The 15,327-nt window shown below is 59.7% G+C and carries 15 protein-coding genes; 3 read left to right on the top strand and 12 right to left on the bottom strand.

Going from position 1 to position 15,327, the window contains the following annotated elements; genetic code table 11:
- Nucleotides 1-442: 442 nt before the first annotated feature.
- Together Q0Z69_RS11980 and Q0Z69_RS11975 are read right to left on the bottom strand one after the other, a co-directional pair.
- Nucleotides 443-1,018 carry a dipicolinate synthase subunit B gene (locus Q0Z69_RS11980; protein WP_298033802.1) on the bottom strand — a complete coding sequence of 192 codons (576 nt, stop codon included), beginning with the start codon at nucleotides 1,016-1,018 and terminating at the stop codon, nucleotides 443-445.
- Nucleotides 1,015-1,860, bottom strand: coding sequence for a dipicolinate synthase subunit DpsA (locus Q0Z69_RS11975; protein ID WP_298033799.1), 846 nt, complete (start codon nucleotides 1,858-1,860; stop codon nucleotides 1,015-1,017). Before Q0Z69_RS11975 ends, Q0Z69_RS11980 begins: the two co-directional genes overlap by 4 nt.
- Before the next feature lie 113 nt (nucleotides 1,861-1,973).
- Here Q0Z69_RS11975 and Q0Z69_RS11970 point away from each other — a divergent pair, with 113 nt between their 5' ends.
- The 3 genes from Q0Z69_RS11970 (at nucleotide 1,974) to Q0Z69_RS11960 (ending at nucleotide 5,057) form a co-directional block, all read left to right on the top strand.
- A complete protein-coding gene (locus Q0Z69_RS11970) occupies nucleotides 1,974-2,657 on the top strand; it encodes a YjjG family noncanonical pyrimidine nucleotidase (protein WP_298033797.1) in 684 nt (227 codons plus the stop codon).
- Between the two features lie 227 nt (nucleotides 2,658-2,884).
- Nucleotides 2,885-3,265 (top strand): BlaI/MecI/CopY family transcriptional regulator, encoded by a 381-nt coding sequence (locus Q0Z69_RS11965; protein ID WP_298033793.1) that lies wholly within the window; start codon nucleotides 2,885-2,887, stop codon nucleotides 3,263-3,265.
- Entirely contained in the window at nucleotides 3,258-5,057 is a 1,800-nt protein-coding gene (locus Q0Z69_RS11960; RefSeq protein ID WP_298033791.1) for a M56 family metallopeptidase, read from the top strand. The genes Q0Z69_RS11965 and Q0Z69_RS11960 overlap by 8 nt, the downstream gene beginning before the upstream one ends.
- A gap of 46 nt (nucleotides 5,058-5,103) precedes the next feature.
- Here Q0Z69_RS11960 and Q0Z69_RS11955 read toward each other — a convergent pair whose 3' ends face one another.
- The 10 genes from Q0Z69_RS11955 to polA all read right to left on the bottom strand — a co-directional run bounded on the left by Q0Z69_RS11955 (nucleotide 5,104) and on the right by polA (nucleotide 15,232).
- Nucleotides 5,104-5,916: a hypothetical protein gene (locus Q0Z69_RS11955; RefSeq protein ID WP_298033788.1), complete on the bottom strand. Its 813-nt coding sequence runs from the start codon at nucleotides 5,914-5,916 to the stop codon at nucleotides 5,104-5,106.
- 50 nt (nucleotides 5,917-5,966) lie between these two features.
- A complete protein-coding gene (locus tag Q0Z69_RS11950; RefSeq protein ID WP_298033787.1) occupies nucleotides 5,967-7,553 on the bottom strand; it encodes a recombinase family protein in 1,587 nt (528 codons plus the stop codon).
- A 36-nt stretch (nucleotides 7,554-7,589) separates the two neighbouring features.
- Nucleotides 7,590-7,751 carry a hypothetical protein gene (locus Q0Z69_RS11945; protein ID WP_298033784.1) on the bottom strand — a complete coding sequence of 54 codons (162 nt, stop codon included), beginning with the start codon at nucleotides 7,749-7,751 and terminating at the stop codon, nucleotides 7,590-7,592.
- A gap of 749 nt (nucleotides 7,752-8,500) precedes the next feature.
- Complete coding sequence (gene tsaD, locus Q0Z69_RS11940) at nucleotides 8,501-9,508, bottom strand: tRNA (adenosine(37)-N6)-threonylcarbamoyltransferase complex transferase subunit TsaD (protein ID WP_298033781.1); 1,008 nt, start codon at nucleotides 9,506-9,508, stop codon at nucleotides 8,501-8,503.
- 19 nt (nucleotides 9,509-9,527) lie between these two features.
- Nucleotides 9,528-10,121: a GNAT family N-acetyltransferase gene (locus tag Q0Z69_RS11935; protein WP_298033778.1), complete on the bottom strand. Its 594-nt coding sequence runs from the start codon at nucleotides 10,119-10,121 to the stop codon at nucleotides 9,528-9,530.
- Complete coding sequence (gene rimI / locus Q0Z69_RS11930; RefSeq protein ID WP_298033776.1) at nucleotides 10,096-10,587, bottom strand: ribosomal protein S18-alanine N-acetyltransferase; 492 nt, start codon at nucleotides 10,585-10,587, stop codon at nucleotides 10,096-10,098. Before rimI ends, Q0Z69_RS11935 begins: the two co-directional genes overlap by 26 nt.
- Nucleotides 10,584-11,015 (bottom strand): hypothetical protein, encoded by a 432-nt coding sequence (locus Q0Z69_RS11925; protein ID WP_298033812.1) that lies wholly within the window; start codon nucleotides 11,013-11,015, stop codon nucleotides 10,584-10,586. Before Q0Z69_RS11925 ends, rimI begins: the two co-directional genes overlap by 4 nt.
- Nucleotides 11,015-11,872, bottom strand: coding sequence for a DMT family transporter (locus Q0Z69_RS11920; RefSeq protein ID WP_298033773.1), 858 nt, complete (start codon nucleotides 11,870-11,872; stop codon nucleotides 11,015-11,017). Before Q0Z69_RS11920 ends, Q0Z69_RS11925 begins: the two co-directional genes overlap by 1 nt.
- A complete protein-coding gene (locus Q0Z69_RS11915; protein WP_298033770.1) occupies nucleotides 11,869-12,522 on the bottom strand; it encodes a hypothetical protein in 654 nt (217 codons plus the stop codon). Before Q0Z69_RS11915 ends, Q0Z69_RS11920 begins: the two co-directional genes overlap by 4 nt.
- A gap of 40 nt (nucleotides 12,523-12,562) precedes the next feature.
- A complete protein-coding gene (gene polA / locus Q0Z69_RS11910; RefSeq protein WP_298033767.1) occupies nucleotides 12,563-15,232 on the bottom strand; it encodes a DNA polymerase I in 2,670 nt (889 codons plus the stop codon).
- Between the last annotated feature and the right edge of the window lie 95 nt (nucleotides 15,233-15,327).

Genomic DNA, 15,327 nt, shown 5'->3' with positions numbered 1-15,327 from the left:
CCTCTTCGGCCGGTCCCGTCTGGTGCTTCCTTTTCGTTACATTGTTTAATTTACAAGGTACACGCCGTTTTCGGCGGTAATTGGTACTGTACCACAAAATCTTCGGCTTGTCAACACTTTACTCGAGAAATTTCTTCCCGTTCCAGTGTTTCGCCGCCATGTCTTTGTATCGGACAGCTTTGCTAGAATACCAAAGGAACCGCCAAAAGTCAACCCTTATTTTCCAGCTTTGTGAATTTTTTCCGCTGCTTTTACATTTTTCCCAAATTATGGCCAATTTTCCCCGTCTTGCGCTAATATTATTAATACTAGATATCAATTGTACTTATTTCTTTTTGTGCTTTTTGCCATCCTCTTTCGTCGTTTTTACTGATGCCGCTCTTTCTATTCTGAATGTTTTCTCCGGTCAAAAAAGAGACGGGAGCTTCCTCCCGTCTCCAGCTCACCGCAGCAGCACCGGCTGGAGCTGCTGGCCACGCAGCGCAGCGTCCACGGTCTCCGGGATCATGGTAAAATCCGCCATCAGAGAGCATGGTTTCTGCATAGCGTTGTCCTGACCAAATGGCACGAAATAGTAGTTTTTTCGCACCAGCAGCTCTCCGATATTTTTCGCTCCGGCAGACAATCCGTCATTGCTGGCCATGGCGATCACCACCGGCCGGCCGTTCCGCAGATGGGATTTAGCCGCCATGGTAACGCTAGTGTCCGTAATGCCGGCCGCCAGCTTGGCAATGGTGTTTCCGGTGGCCGGTGCAATGACCAGCACATCCAACAGTCCCTTGGGGCCAATAGGCTCCACCTCCGGCAGGCCGCACAGCACCTCATGGCCTGTCAGTTCCTTCAGCTGCTCCAACAGCACCTTGGAAGTCCCAAAGCGGGTATCTGTGGATGCTGTATTTTCAGAGGCAATAGGGATCACTGTCCGGTAAATACCGGTTAATCTCTTTAGCGCTTTCAGTACCTGCTCATGGGTACAGAAGGACCCGCATACCGCAAATCCGACCCGTTCATCTCTCACGCTGGGTCACCTCGTTCTTCCAATAAAATATGATAGACCGCATCTCGAATGGCCTCCGCCGCGGTACACGGCACCATTCGCCCTGGCAGGGACCTGGCCCAGACGCAAGGCAGTCCCAGGCGCTCTGCCGCCGTCAGGTCGATGCCCTGTATGGAAGCTAGCTCCACGCAGAAGCAGTCCTTCGGCAGCTGCGCCAGCAGCGGGCCATTCAGGACTGGTGCGGGGACGGTGTTGAATACCGCGCCGAAATCGGAGAGGGTGCCGTCCAGATGGGCAATGTCCAGGGAGCGCAGGCCATATGCCCGAATCCAGGCCCGGTCCTCCGGCTTGCGGGCCGCGGCTGTCACCTTGGCGCCCAGTCCGTGGAGCCGATGGCTCAATAGCTTTCCGATGCGGCCAAAGCCCAGTACCAGGCAATCCATCCCCAGCAGCGTACGGTCCAGGCGCTCCATAGCCACCTGCACAGCCGCTTCCGCCGTGGCGGCGGCGTTGGCTACCATCAGCTCCTCCCGGAGGAAATAGTCCTCCAGAGTCAGGCCGAAGGAAGCCGCTTCCTGTTGCTGCCGGGGCTGCACCTGCCCCGCCAGGACCCGCTGACCGGGCCGCAGGTAGCGGAAAAGCTCCACGGCAGTCACCGCCTCCTGACAATTCAGCAAGCCGTCCCCCCTGCAAAGCGGCAGGGGCAGGATCACAGCCTCCGCCGACGATGCCAGCTCCAAAGAGCCGCCCGGTCTCCAAGGCTCCAGGCCATAAGTATAAACTGTATTTCCATCGGTTTCCAACAATCCGGCCAACTCCGCCTGCCGCCGGTCACCGCCAATAATGCCAAAGCACGTATTCATCCAGCACGCCCCCTCGTTTTATGGTATGGGGAAATCCCTCTGCTGGTGATTGTCTTTTTCCTGGGCCTGTGATAGGATAGTAGACACCTAAATATCCGAAAGGAAGCCCGCCTATGAGATACCCCTATCTGCTGTTCGACGCGGACGATACGCTGTTCGATTTCTCTCAGGCCTCCGCCAGGGCCTTCTCCATCATGTGCCGCGCCCATGACATCCCGGACACCCCGGAGATCCGGCAGCTGTACCGTGAGATCAATGAGGTGCTGTGGACCGCCTTTGATCAGGGCGAGGTCACGAAGGAATTCGTGACCTTGGAACGCTATGTCCGCTTTCTGCGGGCACTGGGGCTGGAGCGGGATCCCGCCCAGTGCAACCGGGATTATCTGACAGCCCTAGGGCAGGTGGTATTCCCGCTGCCCCACGCCGAGGAGGTCTGCCGCACTCTGGCGGAGCGGGGACACCGGCTGTACATCGTCACCAACGCCGTAGCCTCCGTGCAGCGGAGCCGCCTGCGGAACTGCCCCTTCGGCCACCTGTTCGCCGGTGCCTTCATCTCCGAAGAGGCAGGCGCCTCCAAGCCGAGCCGGGCCTATTACGACTACGTTCGGACCCAGCTCCACGCCATCACGGCGGAAAACACCCTGGTCATCGGCGATTCTCTGTCCACCGATATCCAAGGCGCCAACAACGCCGGACTCCCCTGCTGCTGGTTCAATCCCAAAGGAAAGCCCCGACCGACGGGCCTGCGCATCGACTATGAGATCCGGGATCTGCGAAGACTATTGGATATTGTATAAAAGGGATCCCACTGGAACACGAATTTCGTCACAGGGTCTATTTCTTGCTCCCGTTATAAGCTGCCCTCCGTTCCTAGAGGGCAGCTCTTTTACAATGTACGTTCTGCCGAAGACCCGTTGCTTTTTATTTTCTACAAGATCGTAGTAAATAATGCTTGACTTTACTACAACCATGTAGTAATATGATATTGTACTACATGCATGTAGTTTATGGGGGTGTATATTTCATGACACGATTTCAAAGCCTGTCTGACTCCGAGATGGAGATCATGAAGGTGATCTGGGAGATGGCCGGCCCCGTCACCACGTCCCAACTGCTGGAGCTGTTTGCCTATAAGGGCTGGAAAGTGCAGACCCTTTCCACCTTTTTGACCCGTCTGACGGAAAAGGGCGTACTGCGGGCAGAAAAGCGGGGCAAGAACAAGCTCTACTCCCCAGCCCTGACCCAGGCAGACTACCACAAGCAGGAAGCGAAATACGTTATCGATTCCATGTACCATGGCTCCCTGCTGGATTTCCTGGCGGCATTTTACGGCGGCCAGGGAATCAGCAAGACCGAACTGGAGGAATTGAAGCACTGGTTTGAACAGGAGGCCCAGCATGATTGACGGGCTGCTTCGCACCGCTCTGCCCGGCAGCGCCGTGGTGCTGGCCTGGCTGGCGGCGGACGCGCTGCTGGAAAAGCGGCTGCCTGCCCTGTGGCACTACCGGGTCCTGAAGCTGGCGCTGTTTTTGTTTCTGGTGCCGGTGTGGCCTCTGGCGGCCCTAACGGCAAAGCTGGCGGCAAGACCGGCTCCCGCCGTTCCCGTGGCTATACCGGAGCTGCTGCCGGTCCCTCAGCTCCCGGTGACGGTCCTGCCCGCGGTTCCGACCGTCCCGACGCCTGAGATTGCCCCAGTGGCCCTGTCCGTGGACCTGATGCAGGTCCTGACGGTAGTCTGGGCCGTGGGCGCGGCGGCGGTGCTGGGATACAAGCTGTGGGCGTACATCCGGTTCCGCCGGCGCTTTCTGGCGCAGAACCGTCCCGTCTCCGCTCCGGAGACTCAGGAGGTCTTTGCGGCCTGCAGAGACCATTTAGGCCTCAAGAGGGCTGTCGCGCTGCGGGAAAACCCCATAGCGTCCACGCCCCTGTCCACAGGCCTGCTGCGGCCCACGGTGGTCCTGCCCGTCCTGCCCCTCAGCCGGGAAGAGCTACGCTATCTCTTCCTTCACGAGCTGACCCATGTCCAAAAGCGGGACCTGTGGATCCGCTTTTTCTCCATGCTGGCCGCGGTCATCCACTGGTATGACCCGCTGGTCCACCTGCTGAACAGGCGGATCAAAGAATTCAGCGAGCAGAGCTGCGACGAGCGGGTCTCCGCTCCCTTGGGCCGAAGCGAACGGTTCGCCTATGGCAGCATTCTGCTGAAGCTGGCCGCCGGCACGGCGGCAGGCCCCTGTGAGTGGGCCGTGTCCCTGTCCGCCAAAGACACCATAGAAAGGAGATTGATCCGTGTGATGCGATCTGAAAAACTGAAAGGCAGAAAACGGCTGCTGGCCCTGGCGCTGGCGGCGGTCATCCTGTCCTGCGGCACCGCGGCGGCTTTTGCCGCCAGAGGTCCGCTGGTCCAGCGGGAGACCGGACCCCAAACCATCCAGAATGTCCGAAACGAAAACGATGCCCCACAGGGGCCGCTTCCAGAGCGTGAACTGCAAAAGGATACGGTGGAGCCGCCGTCGGATACCGGCGCAGCGGTCCGGACGCCGGCAAGACCCGCGGCCTCTGAAAAGACAAACGCGGCACGGCCCGGCGAAGCTGCTAAAGCCACGGCACTCTATCCCGACGCCGTCCGGGGCAACACAGACCTGATCCTGGCCCGAGGCGGCACGCTGCTGCCTGACGATGACCCGGCAGCGTATCGCGGTGTAAACAGCGTTGTCTATAAGGCGTTCATCGGCAAAGACGGTTATTCGTATCTTGAGTACATGGTTGGCAACAAGGAGGCCCTGCTGGCGAAGCACTCCAGCGCGTCTGTGGAACAATGGCTGTCCCAGCTGGTCAATGGAGACTATCCCAAAAATAAAAACGGCGAGAGCTATGGTCTCGACTCTCTGGCAAATTATGTCGGCTACCATCCGGACTTGTATGGTGTCACAGACCCTGACAGCGGTCTTTCCGGCTATGTCCGCCGGACCGATGAACCCGGCTATGACATCGAAGCTGCTATACAGACACCAGAAGATGCTGTGGCCTATATGGAATGGAAAAAAGCAAATCCCGGCCCCTACCAGCTTCCCATGTATGACGCCAACGGCAATGTGATCGGCCAGTGGACGTATGGCGGAAGCGGCGGTGGAATCGACACCAGCAGTATGACCATTGAAGAGGCCAAGGCCATTTTGGCCTCCGGGGCCGAATAGGCAGTCATCAAAAAAGGACCTGGCCTAGGGCCAGGTCCTTTTTTTGTTATCCCAAATAGCTCAGCAGCCGCCCGATCTCCATGGCCGCCAGCGCCCGGACGCCGTCAAAATCCACATAGGGATTGTAGACCGCCTCCAGTTTGTCGTGGTTGGCCTTGGCGTCTTTCAGGGCCGCGACGCCCTCCTCCCGCAGCAGAGCCGCCATTCGGGTCTGGAACCGCAGGCGGGACTTGCCCTCCGGCTCCGCCATGGCGTCCAGCCGGATGCGGCGGAAGGGCTTGTTGCCGTAGTCCATCCCAGGCCGGGAGGTGACGAATGCCAGCCCCAGTCCGGGGATCAGCAGATGCTCCAGCCGTTCCGGTTCCTCCGGGGCGGCACAGGCGATGGTGTCCCAGCCGTTGGCCGCCGCCGCATCATGGAGCCGCGCCAGATACCGCCCTGCCAGCTCCCAGCTATCGGCAAACTCATAGACCCGGGGACACAGCGCGTCCACGCTGTCGAACCGCCAAATATATCCCTTGTGGGTCAGGCTGCCCAAAAACCGCCGGGTCGTTCTGCCCCGCTGCCCTCCCGACCGCCGCAGCTCCCGCTGGATCACACCGCTGACCCGCCGCTCCGCCCGCCGGACGTCGAAGGTCCTTCCCACCTCCGCCACGGCGTCCAGCTCCACCTGCCGGGCCGCCTTCAGGCAGTGGTAGGCCCGTACATAGGCATTCTGATAGGCGTGGGTGTGGGCCTTCACCTCGTCAGCGGCTGCCTTGGCGGCGGTCAGGTCATAAAAGCGCCCCAGATCCACATACCGGTCCACCGCCGCCGGATACCGGGGCTCCAGCACATGGGAGATGTTGCTTAAGGACACCTACTTTCTTTTAAAAAAAGCAGGCAAAGAAAACGTAAAACTATTTTCTATCAGAATTTCCAATAGATCTTGATTTTTTGCTGACCGGCATCCGAGTCTCGCTCGCCGATCTCGATCTTTTCAATCAATGAGACTGCCAGTTCCCTGGGCAGCGTATCCAGTTTCAGAAGCTCCTTCGCTTTTTCCATCAGATCCTGCTGCCGCCGCGGCTGCTCTTGTTCCGCCAATTCTTCATCGATCTGCGCCAGACGCTGCTCCCATCGGTTTTTCTCCGCAAGAAAGTCCTGATTCAGCTCCACAAACTGCCCCTCACTCAAAACACCGGAAACCCTATCCAGATATAGATTTTTAAGTGCGGCGCTTCGCTTTTCCAACTGAGCGGCCAACAATTTTTGTTCCTGCCGCAGAGCATCCCTTCGGGTATCCTGGCGTGTTGGAAGCTTCAGTTCCTCCAGTACGTAGTAAGTCTGGATATAATGACGCAGACGTTCCAGCACCAATTCGATCAGCCGGTCCAGGCGGATGGAATGACGAGTGCAGAGCTTTTGCGCTCCGCTGTCAGCATACAGTTTGCAGCGCAGGTAATACACCTGTCTTGGCCCCTTCTTCCCGTTAGAGGTCTTGCTCATAGTACTCCCGCAGTCCATGCACCGCACAAGACCCGCCAGGGGATGCACGATGCCGGTGCCATCCTCCCGGGATCGGATATCCAGATTCCGCTGAACGGTTTCGAAGGTCTCCCTGTCGATGATAGCCTCATGGGTTCCCTCCACACGAAACCAGCGTTCCCGCGGCATGGTGATCATGGTCTTGGACTTGTAGCTGACCTTTTTCGTCCGCCCCTGTACCATGACGCCGGTGTAGATCTCGTTTCGGAGGATCCGCCATACTGTGTTCTTGTTCCAAAGGCCGAAATCCCGCTTACAGAAGTGGTTGCTGTCCCAGCCCCGCTCCGCCTTGTACCGGGTTGGATTGACCACTCCCCGGTCATTGAGCATGTGGGCAATGCCCTGCTTTCCGTGACCTTCCAGGGACCAGCGGAAGATCTGCCGCACCACCTCCGCCGCCTCCGGATCTATGATGAGATGGCCCTTCTTTTCAGGGTCTTTCTGGTAGCCGTAAATGGGAAATCCGCCGATATATTGGCCCTGCCGCCGCTTCATGTCAAAGACCATACGGATGTTCTCCGACAAGTCCTCCAGATACCACTCGTTGATGAGGCCGTTGATCTGGCGGGCTTTCTTGTTTCCCTTGATCTCCGTGTCGGCGCTGTCCGCGATGGCAATGAACCGGATGCCCCAGATGGGAAACAGGCCGTGGATGTATTTCTCCACCAGTTCCATATCACGGGTAAAACGGGACTGGCTCTTGCAGAGGATGATTTGAAACTTCTTCTCTTTGGCCGCTTCGATCATCCTGTTGAAGTCAGGCCGCAGGCTGTCAGCGCCGGAGTAGTCCTCGTCGCAGTAGATGTGGTAGATGTCCCACCCGCGCTCCACGGCATAGTTGATCAGCAGGGATTTCTGGTTCTGGATACTCTCGGATTCCCGTTGCTGCTTATCTTCATCCTCCTTGCTCAGTCGTGTATAGATTGCGCAAAGGATGTGCCACCCCTCCCCAAGGGCATAACCGCTCATCTCGACTCAGCGCAAGAGCAGCTGCCCGTCAAGAAATCATTCAAAATCCCTGCGCCGAAAAGACGCGGCGCAGGAACCATTGGACAGTTCTTTTGTGAGCCAATCGGTCACAGCTCGCCGGATCATGCTATCAATCTGCTCCTCATCATAAGAATGGCGCTGTTCGCTTAGAATCAATGCTAAATTTTTGTTTTTCATAAAATCGCCTCCGGTGAAACTTATGATGAGATCAGAGCACATATGAAAAAGTGCCCGGATCGGTCACGCGCTTCAAAAGGCCAAAATGTTCGTTGCAAACATTTCATCTAAAAATCACAGCATAAGGCCGCCCCTCACTCGACAATGCCCATCCGCCCACTGTATATTACGATCCGTATATTTGCAGGATTTCGGTCATTTTCAAAAGGGTGTTTTTGTCGGAGCAGCGGTATTTTTGGCGGAGGTGAAAAAATACCGCCGCAATATTTGCCGATTTTTTTCGCTGTGTTTTCGACAAAAATCGTATGGTTTTTCCGTTGCGCTCCGAACTTCGCCGGTCATCCCGCTTTTTCGATAGCAACATAACAGATTTTATAATCTCCTTCTACAAAGAGTTATTCACATTTTCCACAGCGTTTTCCACAGGTATCTTTTTCTTCTCCCCCACGGTTTACCGAGGAAAATACCATTTACTTACATCCCACCAACTTCGTTTTTTCAAAAAAAATTTTCCCGTTCAAAATTTACATAATACTTTTATGACTTGCAAGGACTGGGCAGCTCAGAAAAATCTTTAGCTGGCGGACATTTTTTGCTGAAAAAGTCGACCTTTCCGCTTCAAAAAGCAAGCTCCCATCCGATTCATGCAAAATCGCAGCGGTGATATGCAGGCACAGGATGAATTATACAGAGTCTGTATGCCGCCAGCTTGCGAAAAACCGGCGCGGCAGAAGCCGCGCCGGTCTCGTTCAATCGCCGATGTCACGGGTCGCGTAGGCATTCAGGTCCATGCCCGCCGTGTGGCCCGCCAGATATTCGTAGTATCCCTGAGCGCCGATCATGGCGCCGTTGTCGCCGCAGAGCTTCAGCGGCGGCAGATACAGCCTGCAGCCTGCCGTGGCACAGGCACGCTCCAGATCCCCCCGGATGATGGAGTTGGCCGCCACGCCGCCGGCGGCACAGACGGCTTTCCGTCCCGTCTGCCGGAGCGCCTCCAGAACGCGGGGCACCAGGGTGTCGCTGACGGCCTGGGCAAAGTCCCGGGCCAGGGCCGCCCGGTCCAGGGGCTCGCCCACCTGCTCGGCGTGGTGGGCCAGATTCACCACCGCCGTTTTCAGGCCGGAAAAGCTCATGTCCAGCGGAACACCGTCCACATGGGCGTGGGGAAGCTGATACACGCCGCCCTGAGACCCCTGGGCCAGCTCGTCCAAAGGCTTTCCGCCAGGATAGGGCAGGCCCAAGACCCGGGCCGCCTTATCGAAGCACTCCCCCGCCGCATCGTCCCGGGTCGCTCCCAGGATCACCATGTCGGTATAGTCCCGCACATCCACGATCAGCGTGTTGCCGCCGGAGATGGCCAGCGCCAGGAAGGGCGGCTCCAGCTCCGGAAAAGCCAGGTAATTGGCGGCGATGTGGCCCCGGACATGATGGACCGGGATCAGCGGCACGCCCAGGCCGAAGGCAACGGATTTGGCGAAGCTCAGCCCCACCAGCACCGCGCCGATGAGGCCGGGAGCGTAGGTCACCGCCACAGCATCGATATCCTCCCGGTCACAGCCAGCGTCCGCCAGCGCTTTCTCCGTCAGGGCGGCGATGACCTCCACATGCTTTCGGGAGGCGATCTCCGGCACCACGCCGCCGTACAGGGCGTGGATATCCACCTGAGAGGCGATGGCGTCCGCCAGGACCCGCCGCCCATCCTCCACCACCGCTACGGCGGTCTCGTCACAGGACGACTCAAAGGCCAGTATCTTCATGTCGTTTTCCTTCTTTCTCTCACTGCTCCCAGGGGACCTTGGGTCCAGGCCGGCTGCCCGGCACAAAGGGGATGCGCACATATTTTGCAAATTTCTCCGGCGGGAAGGTGTTCTGATAAACAAAGCGGTGCTCCGTCATCAGCGCCTTTTCGTCCACCGGCCCCTCCGCCAGATACAGAGTTTTATAATGGACGCCGAACATCTCCGTGTCATATCCGGCGGTGCGCATACCGTTCCGGGCGTAAAAGCCCAGCCGCCGCTCCGCCATAGCAGGGTCCGGCGCGTCCTCCGGCGCCTCGCTCTCGCCGAAGATCACCGTATCCCGCTCCCGCTCATGGAGCTTTTGCAGTATCACCGCTCCCAGCCCCGCGTTGCGGTGCCGGGACGGTACGCACAGATAGTCCAGCAGTGCCCAACCGGGATGCCCCAGCCACAGAAAACACTCTCCCACGATGTCGTCGCCGTCGAAGAGACACCAGGGCCGGTACCATCCGTCCCGCCACATCTGTTTCATATTAGCCAGCGGCTTCAGCTCCGCCGCCGGAAACGCCTCCCGCAGGTCCGCGTCATAGACCGTCCGCAGCTGCTCAGGAGACGGGATCCGCAGTTCCATACGTATCGAACTCCTTCGTCATGATGATAGCGTCCTCCTTGGGATGCTCATAATAGTTTTTCCGCCGCCCCGCGCTGCGGAAGCCCCGGCTGCCGTAGAGGGCGATGGCGTCGTAATTGGAGGCCCGGACCTCCAGCGTCAGGAATGCCAAATGGTTCCCCTGGGCAAAGTCCAGAAACACCTGCAAAAGCTTTCCCGCGATGCCCTTCCGCCGGCACTCCGGACGCACCGCCACGTTGGTGATATAGCCCTCGTCCAGCACCACCTGCAATCCGGCGTAGCCCACCACCCGGTCCGTGTCGTCCAGGGCCACCAGAAAGGCAGACAGGGCGTTGTCCAGTTCCTCCGCCAGCATATTCCGAGACCAGGGCGCGGAAAAACAGATGCGCTCCAGCTCCGCCACCTCATCCAGATGGTCCGCATTCATGGGAACGATGCGTACATGCATTTGTTGACTCGTCATCATGTATCCTCTCTTTTCAGCGATTGACTTCGGTGCCGCAAGTGGATGCCGATATGGCCGACCCCCAGCACCGCAACAGCCGGCAGCATCCAAACCACTCTGCCATAGATGCCCAGCAGACTGGCGGTAAAGTCCCTCATGGTCCGCTCACTGCAAAAATAGCGGACCCACCAGATCTCATACAGGCCCATCAGAAGCACCGCCCCCGCCAGCCACCAGGACCAGGCCGTCCAGGGCCGCCAGTTGAAGCCCTGGAACACCAGGGCCATACAGGTGACCATAGCCTGTCCGATCCGTTCCAGACACAGCAGCAGGCAGTTTTCACCGGACGGGTCATAATCCACGGGCCTGCGCCGGGTCCAAAACAGATTGGGAAGCAGCAGCGCCAGCAGGAACAGCGCCCCCACGTAGGAAAAGCCGAGCTGTCCCATCATCCGTTCTCCCCGCATCTGGTATACAGCGCCACGCCGCAGATGATGACCGCGCCGCCCAGAAGGACCCACACCCCCGGCCGCTCCCCAAACAGCGCCAGCCCCCAGAGGGAGGCAAACACCGGCTCCAGCAGCTTCACCGTGGAGATGAAGGCCGGAGGCAGATATTTCAGGCCCCAGCTGAACACGCTGTGGCCCAGCAGGGTGCAGAACACCGCCAGGCCAAGGCCCGTTCCCAGGTTCACCAGACCATAGCCAGCCAGCGGCGTACCGCTCAGCAGAGCAATGGCCAGCAGGGTCCCCGACGCCGAACCGTATACCAGAGCAGTATACACCGCGGTAGAGATGCTCTTGCGGCACACCGCGCCGATCATGGTGTACACCGCCACGCACAGCGCCCCGGCCAGGGCAATCAGATCCCCCCGCACCGCATCGGCCCCGGCGGCGCTGTCCACCATGGCGATCATGACGCTGCCGCCGAAGGCCAGCGCCACCGCCAGCCACGCCCTGCCGGAGAGCTTTTTGCGAAAGAGCAGCACCGTTCCCAGGGCCACGAACAGCGCCTCCGTGTCCACCAGCACCACTGCCGAGGCGATGGAGGTCCATTGCAGGGCTTCAAAATAGGCGGCAAAATGCAGCCCCAGGAACGCTCCGCTGACAAGACACAGCAAAATCTCCCGCCGGGACAGTGCCCGCAGCTCCGCCCGGTGCCGCAGCAGGACATACGGCGCCAGCAGCGCTGCGGAAAACGCCATCCGGTACAGCGCCACAATCAGGGATGGTGCCGTGGACCACCGGACGAACACAGCGGACAGGGATGCCCCCGCCACGCCCAGAATCACCAGCAGCCGTTTCACAGTCCCAGTTCCTCCGCCGCCCTTTCCGCGCACCAGTCCCGGGCATCCTCCAGGATGCCCTGTTTTCCGTCCATCCGCAGAAATCCGCCGTCTTCGCCCCGAGCCAGCGCCGCGGTGATCTCCCGGGCGGCCTCCTCATAGGCTCCCTCGCACAGCAGGCACAGCACGATATTCAGCGTCCGCCCGCTGTTGGCCGGTTCCGTCTCCACCGCCCGGCGAAAATCCGCCAGCGTGGGAAAGGGATGCTCCTCCACCAGCGCCTCCGCCTGGTCCAGCAAAGCGTCCACCGCCTCTTTCAGGATCTCCGGCCCCGGCAGCGGCGTTTTCCAGCGGTCCAGGGTATACACAGGCGCGGTGAATGCGCCGTTGACATGGAAGCTGAAGGGCATTTTCGCCGCCTCTTCCCTCATATGGAACACATCCCAATACATCTCGTCCAGCACCACAGGCTTACAGCAGAGCCAGGCCTTCAAAGCCTTCCCCCTGTCGGCCCACGACAGGTCCGGGAACAACTCGTACAGCATCCCATTCCGCACCTGGTATTGGATGCCCGAGATGGACTTCCACCCCCGCCGCTTCCCCACGCTCCGGCACGCCGTCTCGAAGGGCTTCTTCAATTCCCGCAGGTATCTCTGTTCCTCTCTCGTCATCTCAAATTCCTAATTTCTAACTCCTAATTTCTAATCGCCTTCAGCCCTTGGCCTCCAGCCAGTTCCTGCCCCAGTGGGCCTCCGCCGTCAGAGGAACGGACAGGGACACGACACGCTCCATCTCCTCCGCCAGCAGCCTGCCTACCCGCTCCGCCTCATCCTCCGGACACTCCACGATCAGCTCGTCGTGGACCTGGAGCACCAGCCGGGCCTGGAGCTGTTCCGCCTTCAGCCGCCGCCAGACAGCGATCATAGCCAGCTTCATCACGTCCGCCGCCGTGCCCTGGATGGGCATGTTCAGCGCGACCCGCTCACCGAAGGAGCGCATGTTGAAGTTGGAGGACTTCAGCTCCGGCAGCTCCCGCCGCCGGTGGAACAGCGTCTCCACATAGCCGGTCTCACGGGCAGTCTCCACCACGCTGTCCATGTATTTCCGCACACCGGGGAAGGTGGCGAAATACGCCTCCATATAGTCCTTGGCCTCTGCCACAGTGACGCCGATATCCTGGGACAGAGAAAAGGCGGAGATGCCGTACACGATGCCGAAATTCACTGCTTTGGCCCGGCGGCGCATCTCGTGGGACACCTCCTCCGGCGGCACGTGGAACACCTGGGCCGCCGTGGCGGTGTGGATGTCCCCGCCAGAGGTGAACGCCGCCCGCATGGCCTCATCCCCGGAGATATGGGCCAGCAGCCGCAGCTCGATCTGGGAGTAGTCCGCGTCCACCAGCACACAGCCGGGGGCCGGCACGAACATCCGCCGGATCTCGCTGCCGAGGTCGGTGCGGGTGGGAATGTTCTGCAGGTTCGGTTCCGTGGAACTGAGCCGCCCAGTGGCCGTCACCGTCATCTGGAACCGGGTCCGCACCCGGCCATCGGGATCCATAGCCTTCAAAAGGCCGTCGGCGTAAGTGGATTTCAGCTTGGCAAACTGGCGGTATTCCAGCACCGCCCCCACGATGGGGGCCTCATAGCGCAGCTTTTCCAGCACGTCGGCGTTGGTGGACCAGCCGGTCTTGGTCTTTTTGCCGTGGGGCAGTCCCAGCCTGCCGAACAGGATCTCCCCCAGCTGCTTGGGGGAGTTGATGTTGAAGCGCTCCCCCGCCATGTCGTAGATCTGCTTTTCCAGCTCCGCCGCCCGCCGGGACAGCAGGTCCCCGAAGGATGCCAGTGCCCGGGCGTCGACCCGGCAGCCCGCCAGCTCCATCTCCGCCAGCACCCGGCACAGGGGCAGCTCGGCAGTCTCAAACAGCTCCCACAGGTCCAGCTCCCTGAGCTTTTCAGACAGAAGTCCGTACAGCGCGTCCACTGCGGCGGCGTAGCTGTCGAAGGCCGCCTCCGCCTGGACGGCATTCCCCAGCATGGAAAAGGCGTCCGGCTCCAGATAGAGGGGCTTGGGCAGCTCCGTATTGTAATAGGAGACGAACAGCCGCCCCAGGTCATAGCTCCCTGCCGTGGCATCCAGCAGGTACGCCGCCAGTGCCGTGTCGAACACGAAGCCGCCGGCGGGCAGGCCGTTCTCCAGCAGCACCCGCATCAGGTCCTTCACATTGTGGGAGACCTTTTTGATATCTTCAGAAAACAACGCCCTTAAAAGGCTGTTCCAGTCTCCCTGGAATTTCTCAAAAAACAGCTCAGCCGTCAGTCCGGCGTCCTCCCCGGTGCGGCAGACCACGGATACGCCCATCAGATCCGGCAGCGCCAGCAGGGACACATGGTCCGCATGCCGCCAAAGGGCCAGCAGCTTGTCGGCCCCGGCCTGATCTGTCACCTGTTCCACGGTCATGGGAACCGCCGCTCTCTCCGCCGCTGGCTGCTCCGCCGCTGTCAGACCGAACTTCTCAATCAGCTTGGTGAACTCCAGCTTTAAAAACAGGGGGTATGCCGCCTCGCCCGGTTCCCGGCAAAGGTTGTCCTCCGGCTGGAAATCCAGGGGCGCGTCGGTGGAAATGGTGGCCAGCCAGTAGGAGTGGCGGGCGCTCTCCTCCCCTTCCGCCAGCTTTTTTACCAAGCCGGGCTTGGCGCCCACATTGGGGGCGGAGCAAATATCCGGCATATGGTCATACAGATGATCGATCGTATGGTACAGCTGGACCAGGCTCATGGCGGTCTTTTCCCCCACGCCCTTCACGCCGGGGATGTTGTCGGAGGAATCCCCCATCAGGGCCTTCAGGTCGATCATGTGGATGGGGTCGAAGCCGTACTGCTCCCGGAAGGTCTCCGGGGTCATATCTCTGGTGGTGGTCTGCCCCATGCGGGTCGATACCAGCTTCACCTTGGTGTGGTCGGTGATGAGCTGCAGGCTGTCCTTGTCACCTGTCACCACCACGCAGTCCCAGCCCGCCGCCTCGCACTTGCGGGAAATGGTGCCCAGCAGGTCGTCGGCCTCCCAGCCCGCCAGCTCGTATCGGGGGATGTTCAGGGCGTCCAGGACCTCCTTCAGCACCGGCATCTGGACCCGCAGCTCCTCTGGCATGGGCTTCCGGGTCGCTTTGTAGGCAGCGTCCGCCGTGTGGCGGAAGGTGGGGGCATGGACGTCGAAAGTGACGCACACCGCGTCCGGCCGCTCCTCGTCCTGCAGCCGCAGGAGTGTCGTCAAAAAGCCGAACACTGCGTGGGTATACAGTCCGTCCCGGGTCGTCAGGGGCCGGATGCCGTAATAGGCCCGGTTGATAATGGAATTGCCGTCGATAGCCATGAGCTTTTTCATGGATGTTCCTCCCACATATGGATCATTCTGCAATCTTTATCAGTATACCCCATTTTGAACCGCTGTGCAACGAAAACGTGGACAGTAAGGCCCAA

The sequence above is a fragment of the uncultured Dysosmobacter sp. genome, assembly GCF_947631165.1.
Lineage (GTDB): Bacteria > Bacillota > Clostridia > Oscillospirales > Oscillospiraceae > Oscillibacter.
Note: the sequence above shows the minus strand (reverse complement) of the source record. Positions and strands in the feature narration are given on the sequence as shown.

Excerpts from the sequence above, each read along its gene's own strand:
- Q0Z69_RS11975 (WP_298033799.1), bottom strand. The coding sequence starts at position 1,860 with ATGAATACGTGCTTTGGCATTATTGGCGGTGACCGGCGGCAGGCGGAG.
- Q0Z69_RS11970 (WP_298033797.1), top strand. The coding sequence starts at position 1,974 with ATGAGATACCCCTATCTGCTGTTCGACGCGGACGATACGCTGTTCGAT.
- Q0Z69_RS11965 (WP_298033793.1), top strand. The coding sequence starts at position 2,885 with ATGACACGATTTCAAAGCCTGTCTGACTCCGAGATGGAGATCATGAAG.
- Q0Z69_RS11960 (WP_298033791.1), top strand. The coding sequence starts at position 3,258 with ATGATTGACGGGCTGCTTCGCACCGCTCTGCCCGGCAGCGCCGTGGTG.
- Q0Z69_RS11950 (WP_298033787.1), bottom strand. The coding sequence starts at position 7,553 with ATGAGCGGTTATGCCCTTGGGGAGGGGTGGCACATCCTTTGCGCAATC.
- Q0Z69_RS11945 (WP_298033784.1), bottom strand. The coding sequence starts at position 7,751 with ATGAAAAACAAAAATTTAGCATTGATTCTAAGCGAACAGCGCCATTCT.
- tsaD (WP_298033781.1), bottom strand. The coding sequence starts at position 9,508 with ATGAAGATACTGGCCTTTGAGTCGTCCTGTGACGAGACCGCCGTAGCG.
- Q0Z69_RS11935 (WP_298033778.1), bottom strand. The coding sequence starts at position 10,121 with ATGGAACTGCGGATCCCGTCTCCTGAGCAGCTGCGGACGGTCTATGAC.
- rimI (WP_298033776.1), bottom strand. The coding sequence starts at position 10,587 with ATGATGACGAGTCAACAAATGCATGTACGCATCGTTCCCATGAATGCG.
- Q0Z69_RS11925 (WP_298033812.1), bottom strand. The coding sequence starts at position 11,015 with ATGGGACAGCTCGGCTTTTCCTACGTGGGGGCGCTGTTCCTGCTGGCG.
- Q0Z69_RS11915 (WP_298033770.1), bottom strand. The coding sequence starts at position 12,522 with ATGACGAGAGAGGAACAGAGATACCTGCGGGAATTGAAGAAGCCCTTC.
- polA (WP_298033767.1), bottom strand. The coding sequence starts at position 15,232 with ATGAAAAAGCTCATGGCTATCGACGGCAATTCCATTATCAACCGGGCC.